At 70.7% G+C, this 18,929-nt stretch carries 16 protein-coding genes; 4 read left to right on the top strand and 12 right to left on the bottom strand.

From position 1 onward, the window contains the following. The first annotated feature begins 201 nt into the window (after positions 1 to 201). Both OG254_RS27945 and OG254_RS27940 read left to right on the top strand, forming a co-directional pair. Positions 202 to 2,121, top strand: coding sequence for an NACHT domain-containing protein (locus OG254_RS27945; RefSeq protein WP_405586881.1), 1,920 nt, complete (start codon positions 202 to 204; stop codon positions 2,119 to 2,121). 1,330 nt (positions 2,122 to 3,451) lie between these two features. Further along, positions 3,452 to 4,087 carry an HAD family acid phosphatase gene (locus OG254_RS27940; protein ID WP_405586878.1) on the top strand — a complete coding sequence of 212 codons (636 nt, stop codon included), beginning with the start codon at positions 3,452 to 3,454 and terminating at the stop codon, positions 4,085 to 4,087. A gap of 71 nt (positions 4,088 to 4,158) precedes the next feature. Here the strand turns inward: OG254_RS27940 and OG254_RS27935 are convergent, their stop codons facing one another. Continuing rightward, the gene (locus tag OG254_RS27935) at positions 4,159 to 6,684 is read right to left on the bottom strand and encodes an ATP-dependent Clp protease ATP-binding subunit (RefSeq protein WP_351200668.1); all 2,526 of its coding nucleotides are present in this window, start codon (positions 6,682 to 6,684) and stop codon (positions 4,159 to 4,161) included. A 430-nt stretch (positions 6,685 to 7,114) separates the two neighbouring features. Here OG254_RS27935 and OG254_RS27930 point away from each other — a divergent pair, with 430 nt between their 5' ends. Beyond that, complete coding sequence (locus tag OG254_RS27930; RefSeq protein WP_405586875.1) at positions 7,115 to 7,927, top strand: SCO3374 family protein; 813 nt, start codon at positions 7,115 to 7,117, stop codon at positions 7,925 to 7,927. Positions 7,928 to 7,945: 18 nt separating this feature from the next. Here OG254_RS27930 and OG254_RS27925 read toward each other — a convergent pair whose 3' ends face one another. From OG254_RS27925 to OG254_RS27880, 10 genes are all read right to left on the bottom strand, one after another. Then, positions 7,946 to 8,281, bottom strand: coding sequence for an Lsr2 family protein (locus OG254_RS27925; RefSeq protein WP_266682901.1), 336 nt, complete (start codon positions 8,279 to 8,281; stop codon positions 7,946 to 7,948). Positions 8,282 to 8,528: 247 nt separating this feature from the next. Then, on the bottom strand, positions 8,529 to 9,092 hold the full coding sequence (locus OG254_RS27920; RefSeq protein WP_147994949.1) for an amino-acid N-acetyltransferase: 564 nt from the start codon (positions 9,090 to 9,092) through the stop codon (positions 8,529 to 8,531). Positions 9,093 to 9,101: 9 nt separating this feature from the next. Next, positions 9,102 to 9,683 carry a BlaI/MecI/CopY family transcriptional regulator gene (locus OG254_RS27915; protein WP_405595227.1) on the bottom strand — a complete coding sequence of 194 codons (582 nt, stop codon included), beginning with the start codon at positions 9,681 to 9,683 and terminating at the stop codon, positions 9,102 to 9,104. A 236-nt stretch (positions 9,684 to 9,919) separates the two neighbouring features. Then, positions 9,920 to 10,099, bottom strand: coding sequence for a hypothetical protein (locus OG254_RS27910; RefSeq protein WP_351200662.1), 180 nt, complete (start codon positions 10,097 to 10,099; stop codon positions 9,920 to 9,922). A gap of 49 nt (positions 10,100 to 10,148) precedes the next feature. Next, positions 10,149 to 10,883: a hypothetical protein gene (locus OG254_RS27905; protein WP_405595225.1), complete on the bottom strand. Its 735-nt coding sequence runs from the start codon at positions 10,881 to 10,883 to the stop codon at positions 10,149 to 10,151. Between the two features lie 704 nt (positions 10,884 to 11,587). Next, entirely contained in the window at positions 11,588 to 12,385 is a 798-nt protein-coding gene (locus OG254_RS27900; RefSeq protein WP_351199011.1) for a type III pantothenate kinase, read from the bottom strand. Positions 12,386 to 12,392: 7 nt separating this feature from the next. Then, positions 12,393 to 13,364 carry a carboxylating nicotinate-nucleotide diphosphorylase gene (gene nadC, locus OG254_RS27895; RefSeq protein ID WP_405586870.1) on the bottom strand — a complete coding sequence of 324 codons (972 nt, stop codon included), beginning with the start codon at positions 13,362 to 13,364 and terminating at the stop codon, positions 12,393 to 12,395. A gap of 5 nt (positions 13,365 to 13,369) precedes the next feature. Further along, a complete protein-coding gene (locus tag OG254_RS27890) occupies positions 13,370 to 15,079 on the bottom strand; it encodes an L-aspartate oxidase (RefSeq protein WP_351199007.1) in 1,710 nt (569 codons plus the stop codon). Continuing rightward, on the bottom strand, positions 15,076 to 16,077 hold the full coding sequence (gene panC / locus OG254_RS27885) for a pantoate--beta-alanine ligase (protein WP_405586867.1): 1,002 nt from the start codon (positions 16,075 to 16,077) through the stop codon (positions 15,076 to 15,078). The genes OG254_RS27890 and panC overlap by 4 nt, the downstream gene beginning before the upstream one ends. Then, on the bottom strand, positions 16,074 to 17,012 hold the full coding sequence (locus OG254_RS27880) for a Rossmann-like and DUF2520 domain-containing protein (protein WP_147994937.1): 939 nt from the start codon (positions 17,010 to 17,012) through the stop codon (positions 16,074 to 16,076). The genes panC and OG254_RS27880 overlap by 4 nt, the downstream gene beginning before the upstream one ends. Positions 17,013 to 17,288: 276 nt before the next feature. Here OG254_RS27880 and OG254_RS27875 point away from each other — a divergent pair, with 276 nt between their 5' ends. Then, the gene (locus OG254_RS27875; RefSeq protein ID WP_405586864.1) at positions 17,289 to 18,713 is read left to right on the top strand and encodes a threonine aldolase family protein; all 1,425 of its coding nucleotides are present in this window, start codon (positions 17,289 to 17,291) and stop codon (positions 18,711 to 18,713) included. Here the strand turns inward: OG254_RS27875 and OG254_RS27870 are convergent. Beyond that, a complete protein-coding gene (locus OG254_RS27870) occupies positions 18,703 to 18,918 on the bottom strand; it encodes a hypothetical protein (RefSeq protein WP_351198999.1) in 216 nt (71 codons plus the stop codon). The genes OG254_RS27875 and OG254_RS27870 overlap by 11 nt on opposite strands. Positions 18,919 to 18,929 lie beyond the last annotated feature (11 nt).

The following is an 18,929-nucleotide window of genomic DNA, read 5'->3' as shown; positions in this document are numbered from 1 at the left end:
AACCAGCGTCAACGCCAAAATGGTCCGCGAGTTTTCGTAATGAAAGTCCGATTTGCCCGCCAGAGGCGTTTCCACTATTCCCGCTAGTAACGGACAAATCGCCTGTGCGGCATGTCACCGCCGAGCGCAATCGGAAGACCTCGGAATGTGACGGCCACTACGCTGCTGTTCCGCCTACGAGGGCACTCAGGGGGAGGCCGCGTGGACCCGACGGTCATCGGCACGAGAATCGCGTCCGGCCTGGTCGGCCCGCTGGTGAAGAGGCTGTTCGTGCAGGAGGGCCCGGGTGCCGGGCTGGTGGACAGGCCCGTGCGGCTGTCGGCGCTGGTGTCCTTCCGGGGCGATAAGCGGGGGCTCGGCGACCGGGAGTTGCGCAAGCTCGTCCGCGAGCTGGTGGAACGGGCGGCGCGCGAGACACGCGAGACAGCGCTGGACGAGGGAGAGCTGGAAGCGGTGGCCCGGGCCCTGCTGCGGACCCTGCACGCGCTCGGCGATCTGGACCTGGACGACCTGCAGGCCGTACGGCTCGGCTACGAGGCGCTGGCCGACAAGCTGTACACACAGGCGGGCGGCAACCGGCTGCTGAGGGATCTCAGCTACGACTCCACGTTCCTCTATTTCCATCTCCTCAACAGCGCAGGCGTGCACATCCTGCACTTCTTCACCCAGCGCTCGACCTTCGTGGCCCGCACCCTCGTCGAGCAGAGCCGGCAGCTCGACCGGCTGATCCGGCTCACCGACATCCTGGTCGAGCGCCTGACCTCGCGCACCGCGCAGGACGCGGCCTTCGAGCAGCAGTACGCGCGCTACCTCGCGACCAGGTACAGCCGGCTCACCATCTACGGCATCGATCTGAACGAATGCCCGGACTGGCCGCTCGACACGGCGTATCTGAGCCTGGCGGCGACGCGGGCCGGTGAGATCCGCGCGCTGCCCGAGGACCAGGGCGGACTCGTCCAGCCGTCGCCCGCGCCCCGGCCCGTCGAGCAGGCACTGGCCGGGCACGAGCGGGTGCTGCTGCGCGGCGTCGCCGGGTCCGGCAAGACCACGCTCGTCCAGTGGCTCGCCGTCACCACCGCCCGCCAGGAGGAGCTCACCGGTCAGCTCGCCCACCTCATGGGCCGTGTGCCCTTCGTACTGCCCCTTCGCACCCTCACCCGGGGCGGCGCCACCCTCCCCGTCCCCGGTCACTTCCTGAGCTCGGTCGGCTGCCCGCCGGCCGGCTCCCAGCCGCACGGCTGGGCGGACCGTGTGCTCGCCGCCGGACGCGGAGTGCTGCTGGTCGACGGCGTGGACGAGGTCCCCGAACAGGAACGGGCCCGCACCCGGCGCTGGCTCGCCGACCTCCTCGCCGCGTTCCCCGGCAATCTGTGGCTGGTGACCTCGCGCCCGTCCGCGGTACGGGACGAGTGGCTGGGCGGCCAGGACTTCACCGAGCTCACGCTCTCCCCCATGAGCCGCGACAACATCGCGGTGTTCGTCCGGCGCCGGCACGAGGCGGCGGGCGCCGACCCGGCCCTGGGCGCGGCTCTGCTGTCGTCGGTGCGCACCAAGCAGGACCTCGGCCGCCTGGCGACCAACCCGCTGATGTGCGCCCTGATCTGCGCCCTGCACCGCGAACGCCGGGGCTTCCTGCCGCGCCGGCCGCAAGGCGTTGTACGACGCCGCGCTGTCGATGCTCCTGGAACGCCGGGACCGGGAACGCGACCTGACCGTCGAACTGGACGAGGAGTCCCAGGTCGAGCTGCTTCAGCGGCTGGCCTACTGGCTGATCCGCAACGGCCGGGCGGAGATGGACCGCGCGGACGCCGTCCATCAACTGGAGCGTCTGCTGCCTTCCATGCCGTACGTCGCCGCCCAGGGCTCCGCCGAGGACATCCTGCGGCATCTGCTGGTCCGCAGCGGCCTGCTGCGCGAACCGGCCGCCGGCACCGTGGACTTCGTCCACCGCACCTTCCAGGACCACCTCGGGGCGCGCGCGGCCGTGGAGGAACGCGACTTCGACGTCCTCGTCGCCCATGGCCACCTGGACCAGTGGGAGGACGTGATCCGGATGGCGGTGGCCCACGCACGGGCGGACGAGCGGGGGCGGTTGCTGACAGGGCTGGTCGAGCGGGGTGACGCGGAACCGGAGCATCGCGGGCGACTCCATCTGCTGGCCATGGCGTGCCTGGAGCATGCGGCGAAGCTGGATCCGGGGGTGCGGGCGGAGGTGGAGCGGCGGGCCGGGGCGCTGATTCCGCCGCGCAGCCAGGCCGAGGCACGTGCGCCGGCCGATCTGGGGCCGATCGTTCTGGAGTTGCTGCCGGGGCCGGAGGGTCTGGACGACGGGGCGGCGATGTTCACCGTCGAGTGCGCCTGCCTGATCGGTGGAGACGCCGCGTTGCCGTGCCTCGTGCGATACCGGACCCACGAGAGCCGTCCGGTCCGGGAGCGACTGGGGTTCTACTGGGACCGGTTCGACACCGAAACGTACGCCGGCGAGATCATCGGTCACCTGCTGGAGGCGTCCAGGACGGAGATCGTCGTCCATTCGCCGGAAGAGCTCGCCACGCTCACCCGCCTCGGGAGCCACAGCGATGTCGCCCTGTTCGGCGACTTCAGCCCGGCCCGGATACGTGCCGCCCTCGACGAGGGGAAGCTTACGAACCTGGAGCTTCGGAACAACTCGGTCACCGATCTGGGGTTCCTGAGCTCGTATCAGAAGCTGCGCCGGCTCCATCTCCGGGACTGTCCGGGGCTCTCCTCCCTCGCGTCACTGTCCGGGTTGCCGCTGAAGGTGCTGGTCCTGAACAGCCTCTCCGGTCTCGCGGACGTCAGCACCCTGCGTGCGCTCGCCGGCGCACCTCTGGAGTGCCTCTTCCTGCCTCCGAACGCGCGTGACCTGTCCGTGCTGACCGAGTTTCCCTCGCTGAACCAACTCCGGCTGATGCTGGACTCCCCCGTGGCACGCGAGGACTGGCGGTTCGTCACGGGCCTGCCGGAACTGGCCGACCTGTTCCTGAACCCCGACGAGCTCGCGGCCCTCGCAGCGGAGGGCATCCGGCTGGAGAAGGTGCGCACGGTCGGCCTGGCCTGCCACGACCGGTCGCCCGGCGATCTGCGACACGTCATCACGGCCTTCCCCGAGATGACCACGCTCAACGTGTACTTCGCCGACGAACTCGACCTCGCCCCGCTGGCCACCCACCCTCGGCTGACCCTGGTGAACACCATGGGCGCACGGCTTCTCAACGCCGACGAACTCTCCGTCCGGTTCCGCCTCAACCCGCCCTCCGAGGCGCACCCCGAGGACTGACCACCCCACCCGCAAGCAGATGCACAGCATCATGTGACGCACACCTCTAGCGACTTACCCTCCAGTAACCTTACCGTTCCCCTCACGCCACCCCCACCCACGAACATGCACGCGACAACAACAGATCGCACGTGACGTGAGAGGACCCCCCACATGACGCTTCGCCTGCCCTGGGCGCGCCGTATCGCGGTCGGCACTGTCTCCGCGGCCGCCCTCGTGGCCCTCGCAGTCCCCGCCGAAGCGGCCACCGCCGCGAGCACCTCGACCACCGCCGGCGCCACCGCGGCGGCCGAGGATGTGGACTACGACACCTGGCAGAAGGACTGCCAGGCGGTCATGAACCAGGCGCTGCCCTATCTGAAGCAGCGGATCGCCAACACCAAGCCGGGTGAGAAGCAGGCGATCGTCTTCGACATCGACAACACCACCCTGGAGACGGACTTCGGCTTCAGCTACCCGCAGCCGGCCAACAAGCCGGCCCTGGAGGTCGCCAAGTACGCCCAGGAGCACGGCGTCTCGCTGTTCTTCGTGACCGCCCGCCCGGGCATCATCTACTCGGTGACCGACTACAACCTCAAGTACGTCGGCTACAAGGTCTCCGGCCTGTACGTGCGCAACTTCTTCGACCTGTTCAAGAACGTGGCCGACTACAAGACGGCCCAGCGCGCCGACATCGAGAACAAGGGCTACACGATCATCGCGAACATCGGCAACAGCGCCACCGACCTGTCGGGCGGCCACGCCGAGAAGACGTACAAGCTGCCGGACTACAACGGGCAGCTCTCGTAGCCCGACGGCATGCCAAAGGGGCCGGTGCTCGAAAGCACCGGCCCCTTTTCAGCTCGGGGAGCTGGTGAGGCTTACGCCTCCTTGCTCAGGTTCGGGCCGGTTCCGCCGGCCGCCTGCTCGATCGGCGGGACGTCCGGCAGGGCCGCCTTCTCCTCGCCGCGGAAGGTGAAGGTCTTGGTGTCGCCCTCGCCCTCCGTGTCCACGACCACGATGTGACCGGGGCGCAGCTCGCCGAAGAGGATCTTCTCCGAGAGGCTGTCCTCGATCTCGCGCTGGATGGTGCGGCGCAGCGGCCGGGCGCCCAGCACGGGGTCGTAGCCCTTCTTGGCGAGCAGCTCCTTGGCGGACTGGGAGAGCTCGATGCCCATGTCCCGGTCCTTGAGGCGCTCGTCCACCTTGCCGATCATCAGGTCGACGATCCGGAGGATGTCGTCCTGGGTCAGCTGCGGGAAGACGACCACGTCGTCGACGCGGTTGAGGAACTCGGGCCGGAAGTGCTGCTTGAGCTCGTCCTGGACCTTGTTCTTCATGCGCTCGTAGTTGGACTTCGTGTCACCCGAGGCCGCGAAGCCCAGGTTGAAGCCCTTGGAGATGTCCCGGGTGCCGAGGTTGGTCGTCATGATGATGACCGTGTTCTTGAAGTCCACGACCCGGCCCTGGGAGTCGGTCAGGCGACCGTCCTCCAGGATCTGCAGCAGGCTGTTGAAGATGTCCGGGTGGGCCTTCTCGACCTCGTCGAACAGGACCACCGAGAACGGCTTGCGGCGGACCTTCTCCGTCAGCTGGCCGCCCTCTTCGTAGCCCACGTAGCCGGGGGGCGAACCGAAGAGACGCGAGACCGTGTGCTTCTCGCTGAACTCCGACATGTCGAGGGAGATCAGCGCGTCCTCGTCACCGAAGAGGAACTCGGCGAGGGCCTTCGACAGCTCCGTCTTACCGACACCGGACGGGCCGGCGAAGATGAACGAGCCACCGGGGCGCTTCGGGTCCTTCAGACCGGCACGCGTACGGCGGATCGCCTTCGACAGCGCCTTGACGGCGTCGACCTGGCCGATGACCCGCTTGTGGAGCTCGTCCTCCATGCGCAGCAGACGCGAGGACTCCTCCTCGGTCAGCTTGAAGACCGGGATGCCGGTGGCGGTCGCGAGGACCTCGGCGATCAGCTCGCCGTCGACCTCGGCGACGACGTCCATGTCGCCGGCCTTCCACTCCTTCTCCCGCTTGGCCTTGGCGGCCAGGAGCTGCTTCTCCTTGTCGCGCAGGGAGGCGGCCTTCTCGAAGTCCTGCGAGTCGATCGCGGACTCCTTGTCCCGGCGGACACCGGCGATCTTCTCGTCGAACTCGCGCAGGTCCGGCGGCGCGGTCATCCGGCGGATGCGCATCCGCGAGCCCGCCTCGTCGATCAGGTCGATCGCCTTGTCGGGCAGGAAGCGGTCCGAGATGTACCGGTCGGCCAGGGTGGCGGCCTGGACCAGCGCCTCGTCCGTGATGGAGACGCGGTGGTGGGCCTCGTACCGGTCGCGCAGACCCTTGAGGATCTCGATCGTGTGCGGCAGGGACGGCTCGGCGACCTGGATGGGCTGGAAGCGGCGCTCCAGCGCGGCGTCCTTCTCCAGGTGCTTGCGGTACTCGTCCAGCGTCGTCGCACCGATGGTCTGCAGCTCACCGCGGGCCAGCATCGGCTTCAGGATGGAAGCCGCGTCGATGGCGCCCTCGGCGGCACCCGCACCGACCAGCGTGTGGAGCTCGTCGATGAACAGGATGATGTCGCCGCGGGTGCGGATCTCCTTGAGCACCTTCTTCAGGCGCTCCTCGAAGTCACCGCGGTAGCGGGAGCCGGCGACCAGCGCGCCGAGGTCCAGGGTGTAGAGGTGCTTGTCCTTGAGGGTCTCGGGCACCTCGCCCTTGACGATGGCCTGGGCGAGGCCCTCGACGACGGCGGTCTTGCCGACGCCGGGCTCACCGATCAGGACCGGGTTGTTCTTCGTACGGCGGGACAGCACCTGCATGACCCGCTCGATCTCCTTCTCGCGCCCGATGACCGGGTCGAGCTTGGACTCACGAGCGGCCTGGGTGAGGTTCCGGCCGAACTGGTCGAGGACCAGGGACGTCGAGGGGGTGCCCTCGGCAGGCCCGCCGGCGGTGGCGGTCTCCTTGCCCTGGTAACCGGAGAGCAGCTGGATCACCTGCTGCCGCACGCGGTTGAGATCAGCGCCCAGCTTGACCAGGACCTGGGCGGCGACGCCCTCGCCCTCACGGATCAGGCCGAGCAGGATGTGCTCCGTGCCGATGTAGTTGTGGCCCAGCTGAAGGGCCTCGCGGAGCGACAGCTCCAGGACCTTCTTGGCACGGGGGGTGAAGGGGATGTGCCCGGACGGGGCCTGCTGCCCCTGCCCGATGATCTCCTCCACCTGCTGGCGGACCGCCTCGAGCGAAATCCCGAGGCTCTCAAGGGCCTTGGCGGCGACACCCTCACCCTCGTGGATCAGGCCCAGGAGGATGTGCTCGGTGCCGATGTAGTTGTGGTTGAGCATCCGGGCTTCTTCCTGAGCCAGGACGACAACCCGCCGCGCGCGGTCGGTGAACCTCTCGAACATCGTTAATCGCTCCTCAGAGCGGTCAGGCAGTGGGGGGAACTTCCCCTCCCTGTCCTTCCGCAGCTTAGTCCCGCAAGCGGGGACCGCTCATTCCAACTGCCGACACCGTCGATGGCCTCCTGACCCCGAACGCCGACATCTGCTCCAACCCGATGGTGCGAGACGATGTTCCCGCAGGCCAGGTGGTTACCCTCACCATCACTACGCCGATGGCGAACGTAAGACTCACTGTCCTGCGTGTCGCCCCCTCCCACTAGGGATGTCTTACCCGCTGGGACAGACACTCCATGCCGCGCCCCCCGGTTCCCTCCGCTACGGGCGAACAACCTTGCGCCACCCCACACCCCCGCACGCCCCCTTTTTCGCCACTCTGCGCAATTGCCACTACACCCAGCGTAACCCGCACGCCCATTCGGCTGTTGCACTTGGCATGGTCGGCACCCGTCCCAAGATCACCACGGACCTCGCCTCGATCCCTTTCCCCCGTCGGCCGCTCGATCCGAGCGATCAGGTCCGCCGGTGGTACGAGAACGAACTGGGCTGGCCGGTGGTGCCCGCCGCCCCCGGATCCCCGCTGAGCCTGCGCGTGGGCCTGCGCTTCGACGTCCTGGACGTCCCGGCCGAGGCGGGCCGTGCGGCGCTGCGCCATCTGGGGCCGGACTCCCCGGTGGCCGTGCGGGACGACCGGATGCGGCTGCTGATCGCGGCGGGCGACGCACAGGAGGTGCCGGGGGTGCTGACCTGGCTGGAGTGGGGCGCGCTGCCCCTGGACCTGACGGCACTCGGCGAGGGCGACCTCATGGAGGCGCCACTGCCTTCGAGAGCGATCGGGGCGCGGACGGCCGTATGGCATTCCGCCTCGTATTCCGCCTGGAATTCCACCGGGGATGCGCGGCCGGGGGCGGTCGTACGGCATCACGCCGACGATCCGAGCCCGGTCGGGGCATCCGTACGGCGCCCTGTCGACGCCGGGTCGAGGGGGGCCGTACGGCGTCCTGGGCCGCCGGGGCACGGCGGCGTGCGGCCGCTTCCCCTGGGCCGCTCCGGTGCCGTACAGGGGGCCGCCGTGTGGCTGCGGCCCCCCGAGCCTGGGGGCGAGGTCGAGGCCTCGCTGCCGACGTTGTCGGCGCTCGGGGGCGGTGGGGGCGCCCCCGATCTCGTGCGGGTGCTGGACACGGTGGCATCGCAATGCCACCGCCTGCGGCTGCGGCGCAAGTGCGCCGGGCCGACTGCCTGTCCGTAGCTCAGGCGTTGCCCTGGATCAGGCGTTGGCCTTCTCGTAGGCCTCACGAATGGACGCGGGAACGCGGCCGCGGTCGTTGACCTCGTAGCCGTTCTCCTTGGCCCACGCGCGGATCTGCGCGGTGTCCTGGCTGCCACCGGAAGCGGCGCGCGCCTTTCCGCGGCCACCCGAAGCGCGGCCTCCGGTACGACGACCGCCCTTCACGTAAGCGTCGAGAAGGCCACGGAGCTTGTCCGCATTGGCAGTCGTGAGATCGATCTCGTACGTCTTGCCGTCCAGCGCGAACGTCACGGTCTCGTCCGCCTCGCCGCCGTCGAGGTCGTCGACAAGAAGGACCTGAACCTTCTGTGCCACCGGATTTCCTTTCATCGATAACTTGAGGGCCTGGGGTCTGCGGCGTCCGCCGTTTCGCCGTCCCCTGTTATATGCAGTACTGCAGTACGTCGGAAAGCAAACCGCTTTTGCTGGAAAAACACAAACCCCCGGGAGAGACCCACAGCCCGGGCACCGTCCGGAAACATGCGCGTTTCGGACATAGGGCACCTGGGCACGGCCTGTCGGGCGGAATACACCTTGAGGATCCATGGAGGATCCTTGGCGATCACAGATGCAGAAGCATCCGGCTGTTGCCCAAGGTGTTCGGTTTCACTCGTTCGAGACCGAGGAACTCCGCCACGCCCTCGTCATAGGAACGCAGCAGCTCCGCGTAGACATCGGTGTCAACCGGCGTCTCGCCGATCTCGACGAAGCCGTGCTTGCCGAAGAAGTCCTCTTCGAAGGTCAGACAGAAAACGCGTCGAACGCCGAGCCAGCGTGCGGTGTGGAGCAACTTCTCCAGCAACTGGTGACCGACGCCGGCGCCCTTCAGGCCGGGCTTCACGGCGAGAGTGCGCACTTCCGCCAGGTCTTCCCACATCACGTGCAGGGCGCCGCAGCCGACGACCTCGCCGTTGTCGTCACGTTCCGCGACCCAGAACTCCTGGATGTCCTCGTAAAGCGTCACTGTGGCTTTGTCGAGCAGGATGCGACGGCGGACGTACTCGTCAAGGAGACGACGCACCGCCGGGACATCGCTGGTGCGGGCCCGTCGGACGGTGATGGCTTTTGCGGTGAGTTCTGGGCTCTCCGCCGAGGGGGTCTCGGCCGAGTGGCTCTCTGCTGACATGAGCGGACGCTATCGCCCGCCGGGCTCCTGTGCGGAGCCGGGGTTCTCGGGGGCGGTATCCGGGTCGGTATCGGAGCCGGTATGCCGGCCAGGGGTTTGGCGGCGGCGGGTTTGGGTGCGGGCGGTATCCGGGGCGGCGGTTTCGGAACCGCTTGTATCGACCTTGTCGCTATCGGTGCTGGTATCGGCGCCGGCGGTATCGGTTCCGGCGGTATCGGCGCCCGTTACGCCGCGCGTATCCGACGGTGGTGTCGGTTCGACGGTTTCCGGCCCCTGGACGATGCGTACGGCGTCCCGCAGGGCGAGGCGCTGTTCTTCGCTCATCATGCCGAAGAAGGCGACGAGTGCGGCTGCGGGGTTGTCGCTCTGCGACCAGGCATCGTTCATCAGGGCGGCGGCGTAGGCGGCTCGTGTGGAGACCGCCTCATATCGATAGGCCCGGCCTTCCGCCTCGCGGCGTACCCAGCCCTTCTGATGGAGATTGTCCAAAACGGTCATCACGGTGGTGTACGCGATGGACCGTTCCTGCTGGAGATCTTCCAGGACTTCTCGAACGGTCACCGGGCGGTTCCACTTCCACACCCGCGTCATGACCGCGTCTTCGAGTTCTCCCAATGGGCGAGGCACAACTCAGCACAATAGTGGGAGTTTCGAGTGTTGGCCTGCCGGACGTGCGCTTTCTCTGGCAAATGAGAACAAAAAGGGCGTACGACTCGGAAAGCGTCGGGGCGCTTGGAGTCGTACGCCGTTGAGCGTGCCGCCGGTGTGGGGGCGGCCGTCGTTCTGGCGACTGCCGTTGAGGCGGCTGTCGTTCAGGCAGCCGTCGTTCAGGCGTCCCGGTGCGCGGAGGCCTGGCGGGCGCCCTCCGCGCGCGCGAGGGCGGCGTCCACGGCCGCGTCCTCCTTGGCCTTGTTGGCTCCGCCCTGGGTCTTCACGATCACCCTGATCAGGCTGACGAAGAAGACGGCCATGACGGCCGGCGGGAGGAGTGCGGAGACGTAGTCCATGCGTCCAGGGTAGCCAGGGGGGTGCGGGGTGAGGCCGCCCGGGGGCGGGTCAGCCCGCGGCCAGCTGTTGGGGTGGGGTCGTGGGGGGCGGGGTCGGTTTGCGGCGGGGGAAGACCTCGCCGGGGGTGGGGATGGGGCGGGTTGGTTTCGGGGTGCCGGGAGGGGGTTCGGAGCCCGGGCCGGGGGCGGGGGCGGGTTTCGGGGCGGCCGGTTTTTCGGCGGGCTTCTTGCGGGGTTGCTTGGCGGGGTCCTGGGCGGCGGCCTCGGTGGCGGTCCGGGGGGTGGTCCAGGGGGTGGTCCGGGGGGCCGTATCGGCGACGGCCTGGGCGGGGAGGTCCACCGGGGTGGTGGGCGTGGTCGCGCAGAGGCCTCCGGGGAGGGCCTGGAGGTGCGTACGGGACGCCGGGATGGACGGGGTGGCCTGTGTGGTGCGGGGGGCCTGGTCGGCGAGGGGGAGGCAGCGGCTGAGGAGGGTGGCTGCGGTGGGGTTGCCATGCAGGGCGCGGAGTGCGGCCAGGTCGTCGGGGGTCGGGTCGCAGCCGGCGCCGAGGGCCTCCTTGAGGAGGGCGAGGTAGCCGGCCGCGGTGCCGGGGAGGGCGGCGCGGTAGCGGGCGAGGTCGGCCACCAGGAAGGCACGCATCCGGTCGCCCTCGCGCATTGCCTCGTCGAGGGACTGGGCGAGACGGAGACAGTCCTCGACGTCTTCGGCCGAGGCGGGGCAGGGGTTGAGGGCAAGGTCGAGGGCGCGGCGGAGCACACGCAGCTCCTCCACGCCGAACGCCATGCCGCCGCGGGATCCGTATGGCGTGGGCATGCGCCGACGATACGCGCTAATCAGACAAACACGGCATATGGGGGCGGGTGTGGCGTGGGGTGACACTCGGGTGGTGGGTGGGGGTGCCTGCGGCGGCCTGTTGCTCTTCGGTGGGGGTTCGCGTAGCGCCTGCGGGCCGTTTGTGGGTCGAGGCCGCGTCGGGGGTATCCGTCCTCGGTCCGGCGGTTGCTGTGCCTCAGAGGGGTGCTGTTTCTTGACGCCGGCCACTGCGGGCGGACACCCCCCGACGCGGCCCCTTGCCGCCGTGGGCGACTGCGGGCGCGTAGGGGCTGCCCCCGCGTCCCCAACGGTTCGTTCCAGCCCGGGACCGCGCCATTCCGCCCGCCGGTGCGCGCTCATGGGACGGTCCCTCTACGACGCCGGCCGGCATCCTTCAGGCCGTCCGGCGGCCGAGGCCTCGCCGTCCCGAGTTCCCCCGCCTCCAGGGGGGCTTCTCTCTCAGCGCCGGTCCAGGCAATCTCAGCCCGACCGGCGGCCGAGGCCGAGGCTTCGCCGTCCCGAGCCTCCACCCACCCGCGGGGGCTTCGCCTCTCGACGCCGGCCGGCATCTTTCAGCCCGTCTGGGGGTCCCCCCTGCTCGAAGAGCTTGGGGGAGCTTGAGGACGAGGCCCCTTCAGGGCCGACGCGGGGGTCTGGGGGCCGCAGGCCCCCAGTCACATGCGGGAGACGTTGCGTTCGTAGACCAGGCGTAGGCCGACCAGCGTCAGCCACGGTTCGTGTTCGTCTATGACCGAGGACTCGCCGAGGACCATGGGGGCCAGACCGCCCGTCGCGATCACCGTGACGTCGTCGGGGTCCTCCGCGAGTTCGCGGGACATGCGGTTGACGACGCCGTCGACCTGGCCCGCGAAGCCGTAGATGATGCCGGACTGCATGGCCTCGACGGTGTTCTTGCCGATGACGCTGCGCGGGCGGGCCACCTCGATCTTGCGGAGTTGGGCGCCGCGGACGCCGAGGGCCTCGACGGAGATCTCGATGCCGGGGGCGATGACACCGCCGATGTACTCGCCGCGCGCGCTGACCGCGTCGAACGTCGTCGCCGTACCGAAGTCGACGACGATCGCGGGACCGCCGTAGAGGTCGACCGCCGCGACCGCGTTGATGATGCGGTCGGCGCCGACCTCCTTGGGGTTGTCGGTGAGGATCGGGACGCCCGTCTTGACGCCCGGTTCGACGAGGACCGCGGGGACGTCGCCGTAGTAGCGGCGGGTCACCTCGCGGAGCTCGTGCAGGACCGAGGGGACCGTCGCGCAGATGGCGATTCCGTCGATGCCGTCGCCCAGTTCGTCGCCGAGGAGCGGGTGCATGCCCATGAGGCCCTGGAGGAGGACCGCGAGTTCGTCGGCCGTGCGGCGGGCGTCCGTGGAGATGCGCCAGTGTTCGACGATGTCCTCGCCGTCGAACAGGCCGAGGACGGTGTGCGTGTTGCCTACGTCGATGGTGAGCAGCATGCCGGTTCTACTCCGCCGCTCGCAGGTCCAGGCCGATGTCCAGGATCGGCGAGGAGTGGGTGAGGGCTCCTACGGCGAGGTAGTCGACGCCCGTGTCCGCGTACGCCTTGGCGTTGTCGAGGGTCAGGCGGCCCGATGCTTCCAGCGCCGCGCGGCCGCCGACGATGGCCACGGCCTCCTCGCACTCGCCCGGAAGGAAGTTGTCCAGGAGGATCAGGTCCGCGCCCGCGTCCACCACTTCGCGGAGCTGGTGGAGGGTGTCCACCTCGACCTCGATCGCGAGGTCCGGGAAGGCTTCTCGTACCGCTTCGAAGGCCTGGGTCACGCCGCCGGCCGCCAGGACGTGGTTGTCCTTGACCAGGGCCGCGTCCGACAGGGACATGCGGTGGTTGACCCCGCCTCCGCAGCGGACCGCGTACTTCTCCAGGGCGCGCAGCCCGGGGGTTGTCTTGCGGGTGTCGCGGACCCTCGCCTTCGTGCCGTCCAGGACGTCCGCCCACGCGCGCGTGGCCGTCGCGATGCCCGACAGGCGGCACAGGATGTTCAGCGCGCTGCGCTCGGCCGTCAGGAGGTCGCGGGTGCGGGTGGTGATGGAGAGGAGCTTCTCGCCTGCCTCCACCTTGTCGCCGTCCTCCACGTGGCGTTCCACCTCGAACTCGTCCTCGCAGACGATGGAGACGACCGCTTCGGCGACCCTGAGGCCCGCCACCACGCCCGCCTCGCGTGCCACGAAGTCGGCCGTGGCCACTGCTTCTTCGGGGATGGTCGCGACCGTCGTCACGTCCACGCCGTGCGCGAGGTCCTCCTGGATGGCGATGCCCGCGATGTCCTCGACCTCGACGGGGTCCAGGCCCGCGTCGGCGAGGAGCTCGGCGAGTGCGGGGTCGAGGCCGCACTCCAGGTACTCCCCGTCGGCACCGCAGGCGCAGTCGTCGCCGCAGCCGCCGTTCGAGGCGAGGGGAAGGTCGGGGGTGGTCACTGCTGTCACTGCTCCTGGGGACGGGTCGGGGGGAAGTCTGCGGTGTCTGTGGTGTGCACGGCCAGTGTGCGGTCCGGGTTCAGGCGTACGACGATGTGGCGGCGCCAGGTCGCGTCGTCACGGTCGGGCTCGTCGTCGCGCCAGTGGCAGCCTCGGGTCTCTTCGCGCAGTTGTGCCGCGGCCACCAGGACCCGAGCCACACAGAGGAGGTTCGTGGCCTCCCAGGTGTCGACGCCGGGCTCGGCCGTCTTGCCGTTCTCGGTGAGGGCGTCGCGGGCCTCGGTGCGCAGTCGCTGGAGCTGGTCGGCGGCCTTGGCGAGGGACTCGGCGGAGCGCAGGACCCCGGCGCCGTCGGTCATCGTCCGCTGGATCGCGAAGCGGGCCTCGGGGGCCAGCAGAGGGTGCTCGGGGGTCTCGGGGTACGGCACCGGGTGCGGCACGCGCGCGTGGAGGCCGTTCGCCGCGCGGGAGGCCGCGATGTCCTCCACGATGCGCTCGGCATAGACCAGGCCTTCGAGGAGTGAGTTCGAGGCCAGGCGGTTGGCGCCGTGCACGCCGGTGCAGGCGACCTCGCCGCACGCGTACAGGCCGGGGACGGTCGTACGGCCCTGGGAGTCGGTGCGTACGCCGCCCGAGGCGTAGTGGGCGGCCGGGGCGATCGGGATGGGGTCGTGGACCGGGTCGATGCCGTGGGCGCGGCAGGCGGCGAGGATCGTGGGGAAGCGGTGCTCCCACATGTCGGCGCCGAAGTGGCGGGCATCGAGGAACATGTGTTCCGCGTCCTGCTCCTGCATGCGTCGCATGATGCCCTTGGCGACGATGTCCCGGGGGGCGAGTTCGGCGAGTTCGTGCTGTCCCACCATGAAGCGGATGCCGTGGGCGTCGACCAGGTGGGCGCCCTCGCCGCGTACGGCCTCGGAGACCAGGGGCTGCTGTCCCTCCGCCTCGGTGCCCAGGAAGAGGACCGTGGGGTGGAACTGGACGAACTCCAGGTCGCTCACCTCGGCGCCCGCGCGCAGCGCCAGGGCGACGCCGTCGCCCGTCGACACCGACGGGTTCGTCGTCGCCGAGAAGACCTGGCCCATGCCGCCGGTCGCCAGGACCACGGCGGGGGCGTGGACCGCTCCCACGCCGTCGTGCTGGCCCTCGCCCATGACGTGCAGGGTGACACCGGCCGTACGGCCTTCGGTGTCCGTGAGGAGGTCGAGGACCAGGGCGTTCTCGATCGTGCGCAGGCCACGCGCGCGTACGGCCTCGACGAGGGCGCGGGAGATCTCCGCGCCGGTCGCGTCGCCGCCCGCGTGGGCGATACGGCGGCGGTGGTGGCCGCCCTCGCGGGTGAGCTCCAGGCCGCCTTCCTCCGACTCGTCGAAGTGGGCGCCGGTCTCGATCAGGCGGCGTACGGCGTCGGGGCCCTCGGTGACGAGGATGCGGACCGCGTCCTCGTCGCACAGGCCCACGCCCGCGACCAGGGTGTCGTCCAGGTGCTGCTCGGGGGTGTCGCCCTCGCCGAGGGCCGCGGCGATGCCCCCCTGGGCCCAGCGGGTGGAGCCGTCGTCGAGGCTGGCCTTGGTGACGACGACCGTCTTCAGGCCGATGGCCTCGCAGCGCAGGGCGGCGGTGAGGCCGGCGACGCCGGAGCCGACGACCACGACGTCCGCGGTGATGGACCACCCGGGCGCGGGTGCGTGCAGTCGTATGCCTGTGCTGGTCACGAGGCGGCTCCGAAGGTGAGGGGGATGTTGTCGATCAGCCGGGTCGTCCCGACCCGGGCGGCGACGGCGAGGACGGCCTCGCCGATGTATTCGTCCTCGTGATCGGCGATCTCCGTGAAGTCGGACGGGTCGACGAGGGCGACGTAGTCCAGTTCGAGCGGCGGGTCGAGGCGGGCGCCCTCGTCCAGGACCAGGCGGGCGGCGGCACGGACGGCCGCGGCGGCGCCGGGGAGGGCCTTGGCGACCGCGTGCGCGTCGGCCGCCGCGCGGGACTCCCCTATGGCGCTGAGCGCCTCGGCACGCGCACGCGTGGCGGGCACTTCACGCGCGCGTGCGCGCAGTGCCTCCTGCGCCGCGTGCCTGTCGTTGCCGGCGAACAGCGCCTGGGACAGCGCGAGGGCCGTGCGGCGTTCCTTGGGCGAGAGGAAGCGGTTGCGGCTGGAGAGGGCGAGGCCGTCCTCCTCGCGCACGGTGGGGACGCCGACGATCTCGACGCCGAAGTTCAGGTCGCGGACCATGCGGCGGATCAGCGCGAGCTGCTGGGCGTCCTTCTGGCCGAACAGGGCGATGTCGGGGCGGGTGAGGTGCAGCAGCTTGGCGACGACGGTGAGCACGCCGTCGAAGTGGCCGGGGCGCGAGCTGCCCTCCAGTCGCTCGCCCATGGGGCCGGCGCTGATGCGGACCTGCGGCTCACCCCCCGGGTAGACCTCGTCGACGGCGGGGGCGAACACGGCGTCCGCGCCCGCCCGTTCGGCGATCTTGAGGTCGGCGTCCAGGGTGCGCGGGTAGCGGTCGAGGTCCTCGCCCTTGCCGAACTGCAAGGGGTTCACGAAGACGGTGACGACGACCTCGCCGTCCGCTCCGGCGACCGCGCGCGCGGTGCGGATCAGGGTGGCGTGGCCCTCGTGCAGGGCGCCCATGGTCATCACCACGGCGCGGCGGCCGGCACGCGTGCGTGCGTGCAGTTCGTCGGCGGTGCGCAGCAGGGTGGTGGTCATCGGGCGTCTCCCTCGGCGCCGGCGGTCCCGGTGGTCCCGCCCGCGAGTACGTCGAGGAGGTCCTCGGCGAGTTCCGGCTTGAGCAGGCCATGGGCGAGCGCTCGGTCGGCGGTCGCGCGGGCCATCGCGAGATAGCCGGCGACGGTCTGCGGGGCGTGCCGGCGCAGCTCGGTGACGTGCGCGGCGACGGTGCCCGCGTCCCCGCGCGCGACGGGGCCGGTCAGGGCCGCGTCGCCGGAGCGCAGGGCGTTGTCGAGGGCGGCGCCGAGGAGCGGGCCGAGCATGCGGTCGGGGGCCTCCACGCCCGCCTCGCGCAGCAGCTCCATGGACTGGGCGACCAGCGTCACCAGGTGGTTCGCGCCCAGCGCGAGCGCCGCGTGGTAGAGCGGGCGCATCTCCTCGGCGATCCACTCGGGCTCGCCGCCCATCTCGATGACGAGGGCCTCCGCGGCCAGCCGCAGTTCCTCGGGCGCGGTGACGCCGAACGAGCAGCCGGCGAGGCGCTGGACGTCCACGGGGGTGCCGGTGAAGGTCATCGCCGGGTGCAGGGCCAGCGGCAGCGCGCCCGCGCGCAGGGCGGGGTCCAGGACCTTCGCGCCGTACCGCCCGGAGGTGTGCACCAGCAGCTGGCCCGGCTTGACGGCCCCGGTCTCGGCGAGGCCCTCGACCAGGCCGGGCAGGACGTCGTCCGGGACGGTCAGCAGCACCAGCTCGGCCCGCGCGAGGACTTCGGCGGGCGGCACCAGGGGCACGTCGGGGAGCATCCGCTCGGCCCGTCGCCGCGAGGCCTCGGAGACCCCGGAGACGGCCACCGGACGGTGCCCGGCGAGCTGGAGGGACGCGGCGAGCGCGGGGCCCACCCGACCGGCGCCGACGACACCGACGGTGAGCCGCGCGGGGCGGTCCCTGGGATCTGGCTGTTGGCTTGTACTCACGCGAAGGCGGCCTTCCCGTTCCAGTCCGCTCGGGGTACCGGACGATTTCTCGTCATGTTAACGCGATTGGTTCGAGCGGCGTTCGGTTGTCCACAGGCTGTGGGTTTCGCCACGCCCTCGCACGCGGGCGCGCGGCACGGGGCCGGCGCGGGAAAGGGGCGTGCGGGCGGCGCGGGCCGACGTACCCGGCGCGGGCCCGTGGGCGGGCAGGCGCCGCAGAGCGAGCGCGGAAAATGCGCGTGCTCGCGGGGATGGGCGCGGGGGATGATCCGGGGCATGAGCGATAGGGCGGAGCGGGGCGGGAATCGGGTGGAGCGGGGCGGGAATCGGGTTGAGCAGGGCGGACAGCGGGCGGGGGCGGATCCGGACGGGCGGGTGCCCGGACGGCGGTCGCCGGACGAGGCGTCTCCCGAGCGGCAGCCGTCGGACGGGCAGCCACCCGGCCGTCAGTCCCGCGACGAGCAGTCCCCGGACGGAGAGTCGCGCAGCCTGCAGTCGCGGAACGAGCCGTCACCCGGCCAGCAATTGTCGACCGAGCCGGTGTCGGACGACGAGCGGCGCAAGCGGCGCCGTGAACGGCGCATCGCCGCCTACCGCAGCGCGCGGCGCGTGCTCGCGCGCCCCGGCTACTTCGGCACCCTGCGCGAGCGCCTGGCGCTGCTGGACGAGGCGCGTGAGCTGGATCTGCACGACCTGGACGGCCTCTCGGACCTCTACGGCGACGGCATCGTCGAAGCCCTGGAGGAGAAGACCGCCGGGCTGCTCGGTAAGGAGGCCGCCGCGTTCTTCCCGACGGGCACGATGGCCCAGCAGGTGGCCCTGCGCTGCTGGGCGGGCCGCAGCGGGAACCCGACCGTCGCGCTGCATGCGCTGGCCCACGCCGAGGTCCATGAGCGAGGGGCGTTCAGCCAGGTCAGCGGCCTGCGCCCGGTCCGCGTGACAAGCGAGCCGCGGCTGCCGACGGCCGCCGAGGTACGGGACTTCGACGAGCCCTTCGGGGCGCTGATGCTGGAACTTCCTCTCAGGGACGCCGGTTTCGTGCTGCCCACGTGGGAGGAGCTCACGGAGGTCGTGGAAGCGGCGCGGGAGCGCGACGCGGTGGTGCACTTCGACGGCGCGCGCCTGTGGGAGTCCACCGTCCACTTCGGGCGCCCCCTGGAGGAGATCGCGGACCTGGCGGACAGCGTGTACGTGTCGTTCTACAAGTCCCTCGACGGCTTCGGCGGCGCGGCGCTCGCCGGTCCGAGGACGCTGGTGGACGAGGCGAAGGCGTGGCGGCACCGCTACGGAGGCGCGATCTACCAGCAGTTCCCGACCGCGCTGTCGGCCCTGGCCGGCCTGGAGCGGGAGCTGCCCCGGCTGCCCGAGTACGTCGCCCACGCGCGCGTGGTGGCCGCCGCGCTGCGCGAGGGGTTCGCGGCGGCCGGGGTGCCATGGATGCGGGTTCACCCCGAGCCGCCGCACACGAACGAGTTCCAGGTCTGGCTGCCGTACGACGCCGACGTCGTGGCCGAGGCCGCGATCCGGCACGCCGAGGAGACGAGGACCGTTCTGTTCGCCAACGGCTGGGAGGCCAAGGCACCGGGCCTGGCCTTCACGGAGGTCTACGTACGGGCCGCCGCTCTGGAGTGGACGGCCGACGACGTGTTGGAGGCCGTCGCCGGGTTCGTGGCCCTACTGACCGAGGAGATCACCAGGTAGAGCGCGGCCAGGCATGCAGCCAACGGACCAGGGCCTGCCGTATCCGGCCGTGGACCGGGCGCTCCGCGATGACGGCCCTGAACTGCCGCTCGTCGCGGAACTCGCGCACGACCTGCCAGTCGTGGGTGCCCGGCGCCGGAGGGGCCGCCTCGTCGAGCATGCGGGCTCGGTAGGTGTCGAGGAGGTACTGCTGCGTGATGCTCATCGCTGATCGCC

The organism is Streptomyces sp. NBC_01092 (genome assembly GCF_045039535.1).
Classification (GTDB): Bacteria; Actinomycetota; Actinomycetes; order Streptomycetales; family Streptomycetaceae; genus Streptomyces.
The sequence above is the reverse complement of the archived record's forward strand: the minus strand, read 5'-3'. Positions and strand labels throughout refer to the sequence as shown.

Coding starts and splice junctions, on each gene's coding strand:
- panC (WP_405586867.1), bottom strand. CDS start 16,077: ATGACCACCACCCTGCTGCGCACCGCCGACGAACTGCACGCACGCACG.
- OG254_RS27920 (WP_147994949.1), bottom strand. CDS start 9,092: ATGTCAGCAGAGAGCCACTCGGCCGAGACCCCCTCGGCGGAGAGCCCA.
- OG254_RS27905 (WP_405595225.1), bottom strand. CDS start 10,883: ATGGCGTTCGGCGTGGAGGAGCTGCGTGTGCTCCGCCGCGCCCTCGAC.
- OG254_RS27910 (WP_351200662.1), bottom strand. CDS start 10,099: ATGGACTACGTCTCCGCACTCCTCCCGCCGGCCGTCATGGCCGTCTTC.
- OG254_RS27930 (WP_405586875.1), top strand. CDS start 7,115: ATGGTCGGCACCCGTCCCAAGATCACCACGGACCTCGCCTCGATCCCT.
- OG254_RS27915 (WP_405595227.1), bottom strand. CDS start 9,683: ATGACGCGGGTGTGGAAGTGGAACCGCCCGGTGACCGTTCGAGAAGTC.
- OG254_RS27935 (WP_351200668.1), bottom strand. CDS start 6,684: ATGTTCGAGAGGTTCACCGACCGCGCGCGGCGGGTTGTCGTCCTGGCT.
- OG254_RS27900 (WP_351199011.1), bottom strand. CDS start 12,385: ATGCTGCTCACCATCGACGTAGGCAACACGCACACCGTCCTCGGCCTG.
- OG254_RS27870 (WP_351198999.1), bottom strand. CDS start 18,918: ATGAGCATCACGCAGCAGTACCTCCTCGACACCTACCGAGCCCGCATG.
- OG254_RS27940 (WP_405586878.1), top strand. CDS start 3,452: ATGACGCTTCGCCTGCCCTGGGCGCGCCGTATCGCGGTCGGCACTGTC.
- OG254_RS27875 (WP_405586864.1), top strand. CDS start 17,289: ATGAGCGATAGGGCGGAGCGGGGCGGGAATCGGGTGGAGCGGGGCGGG.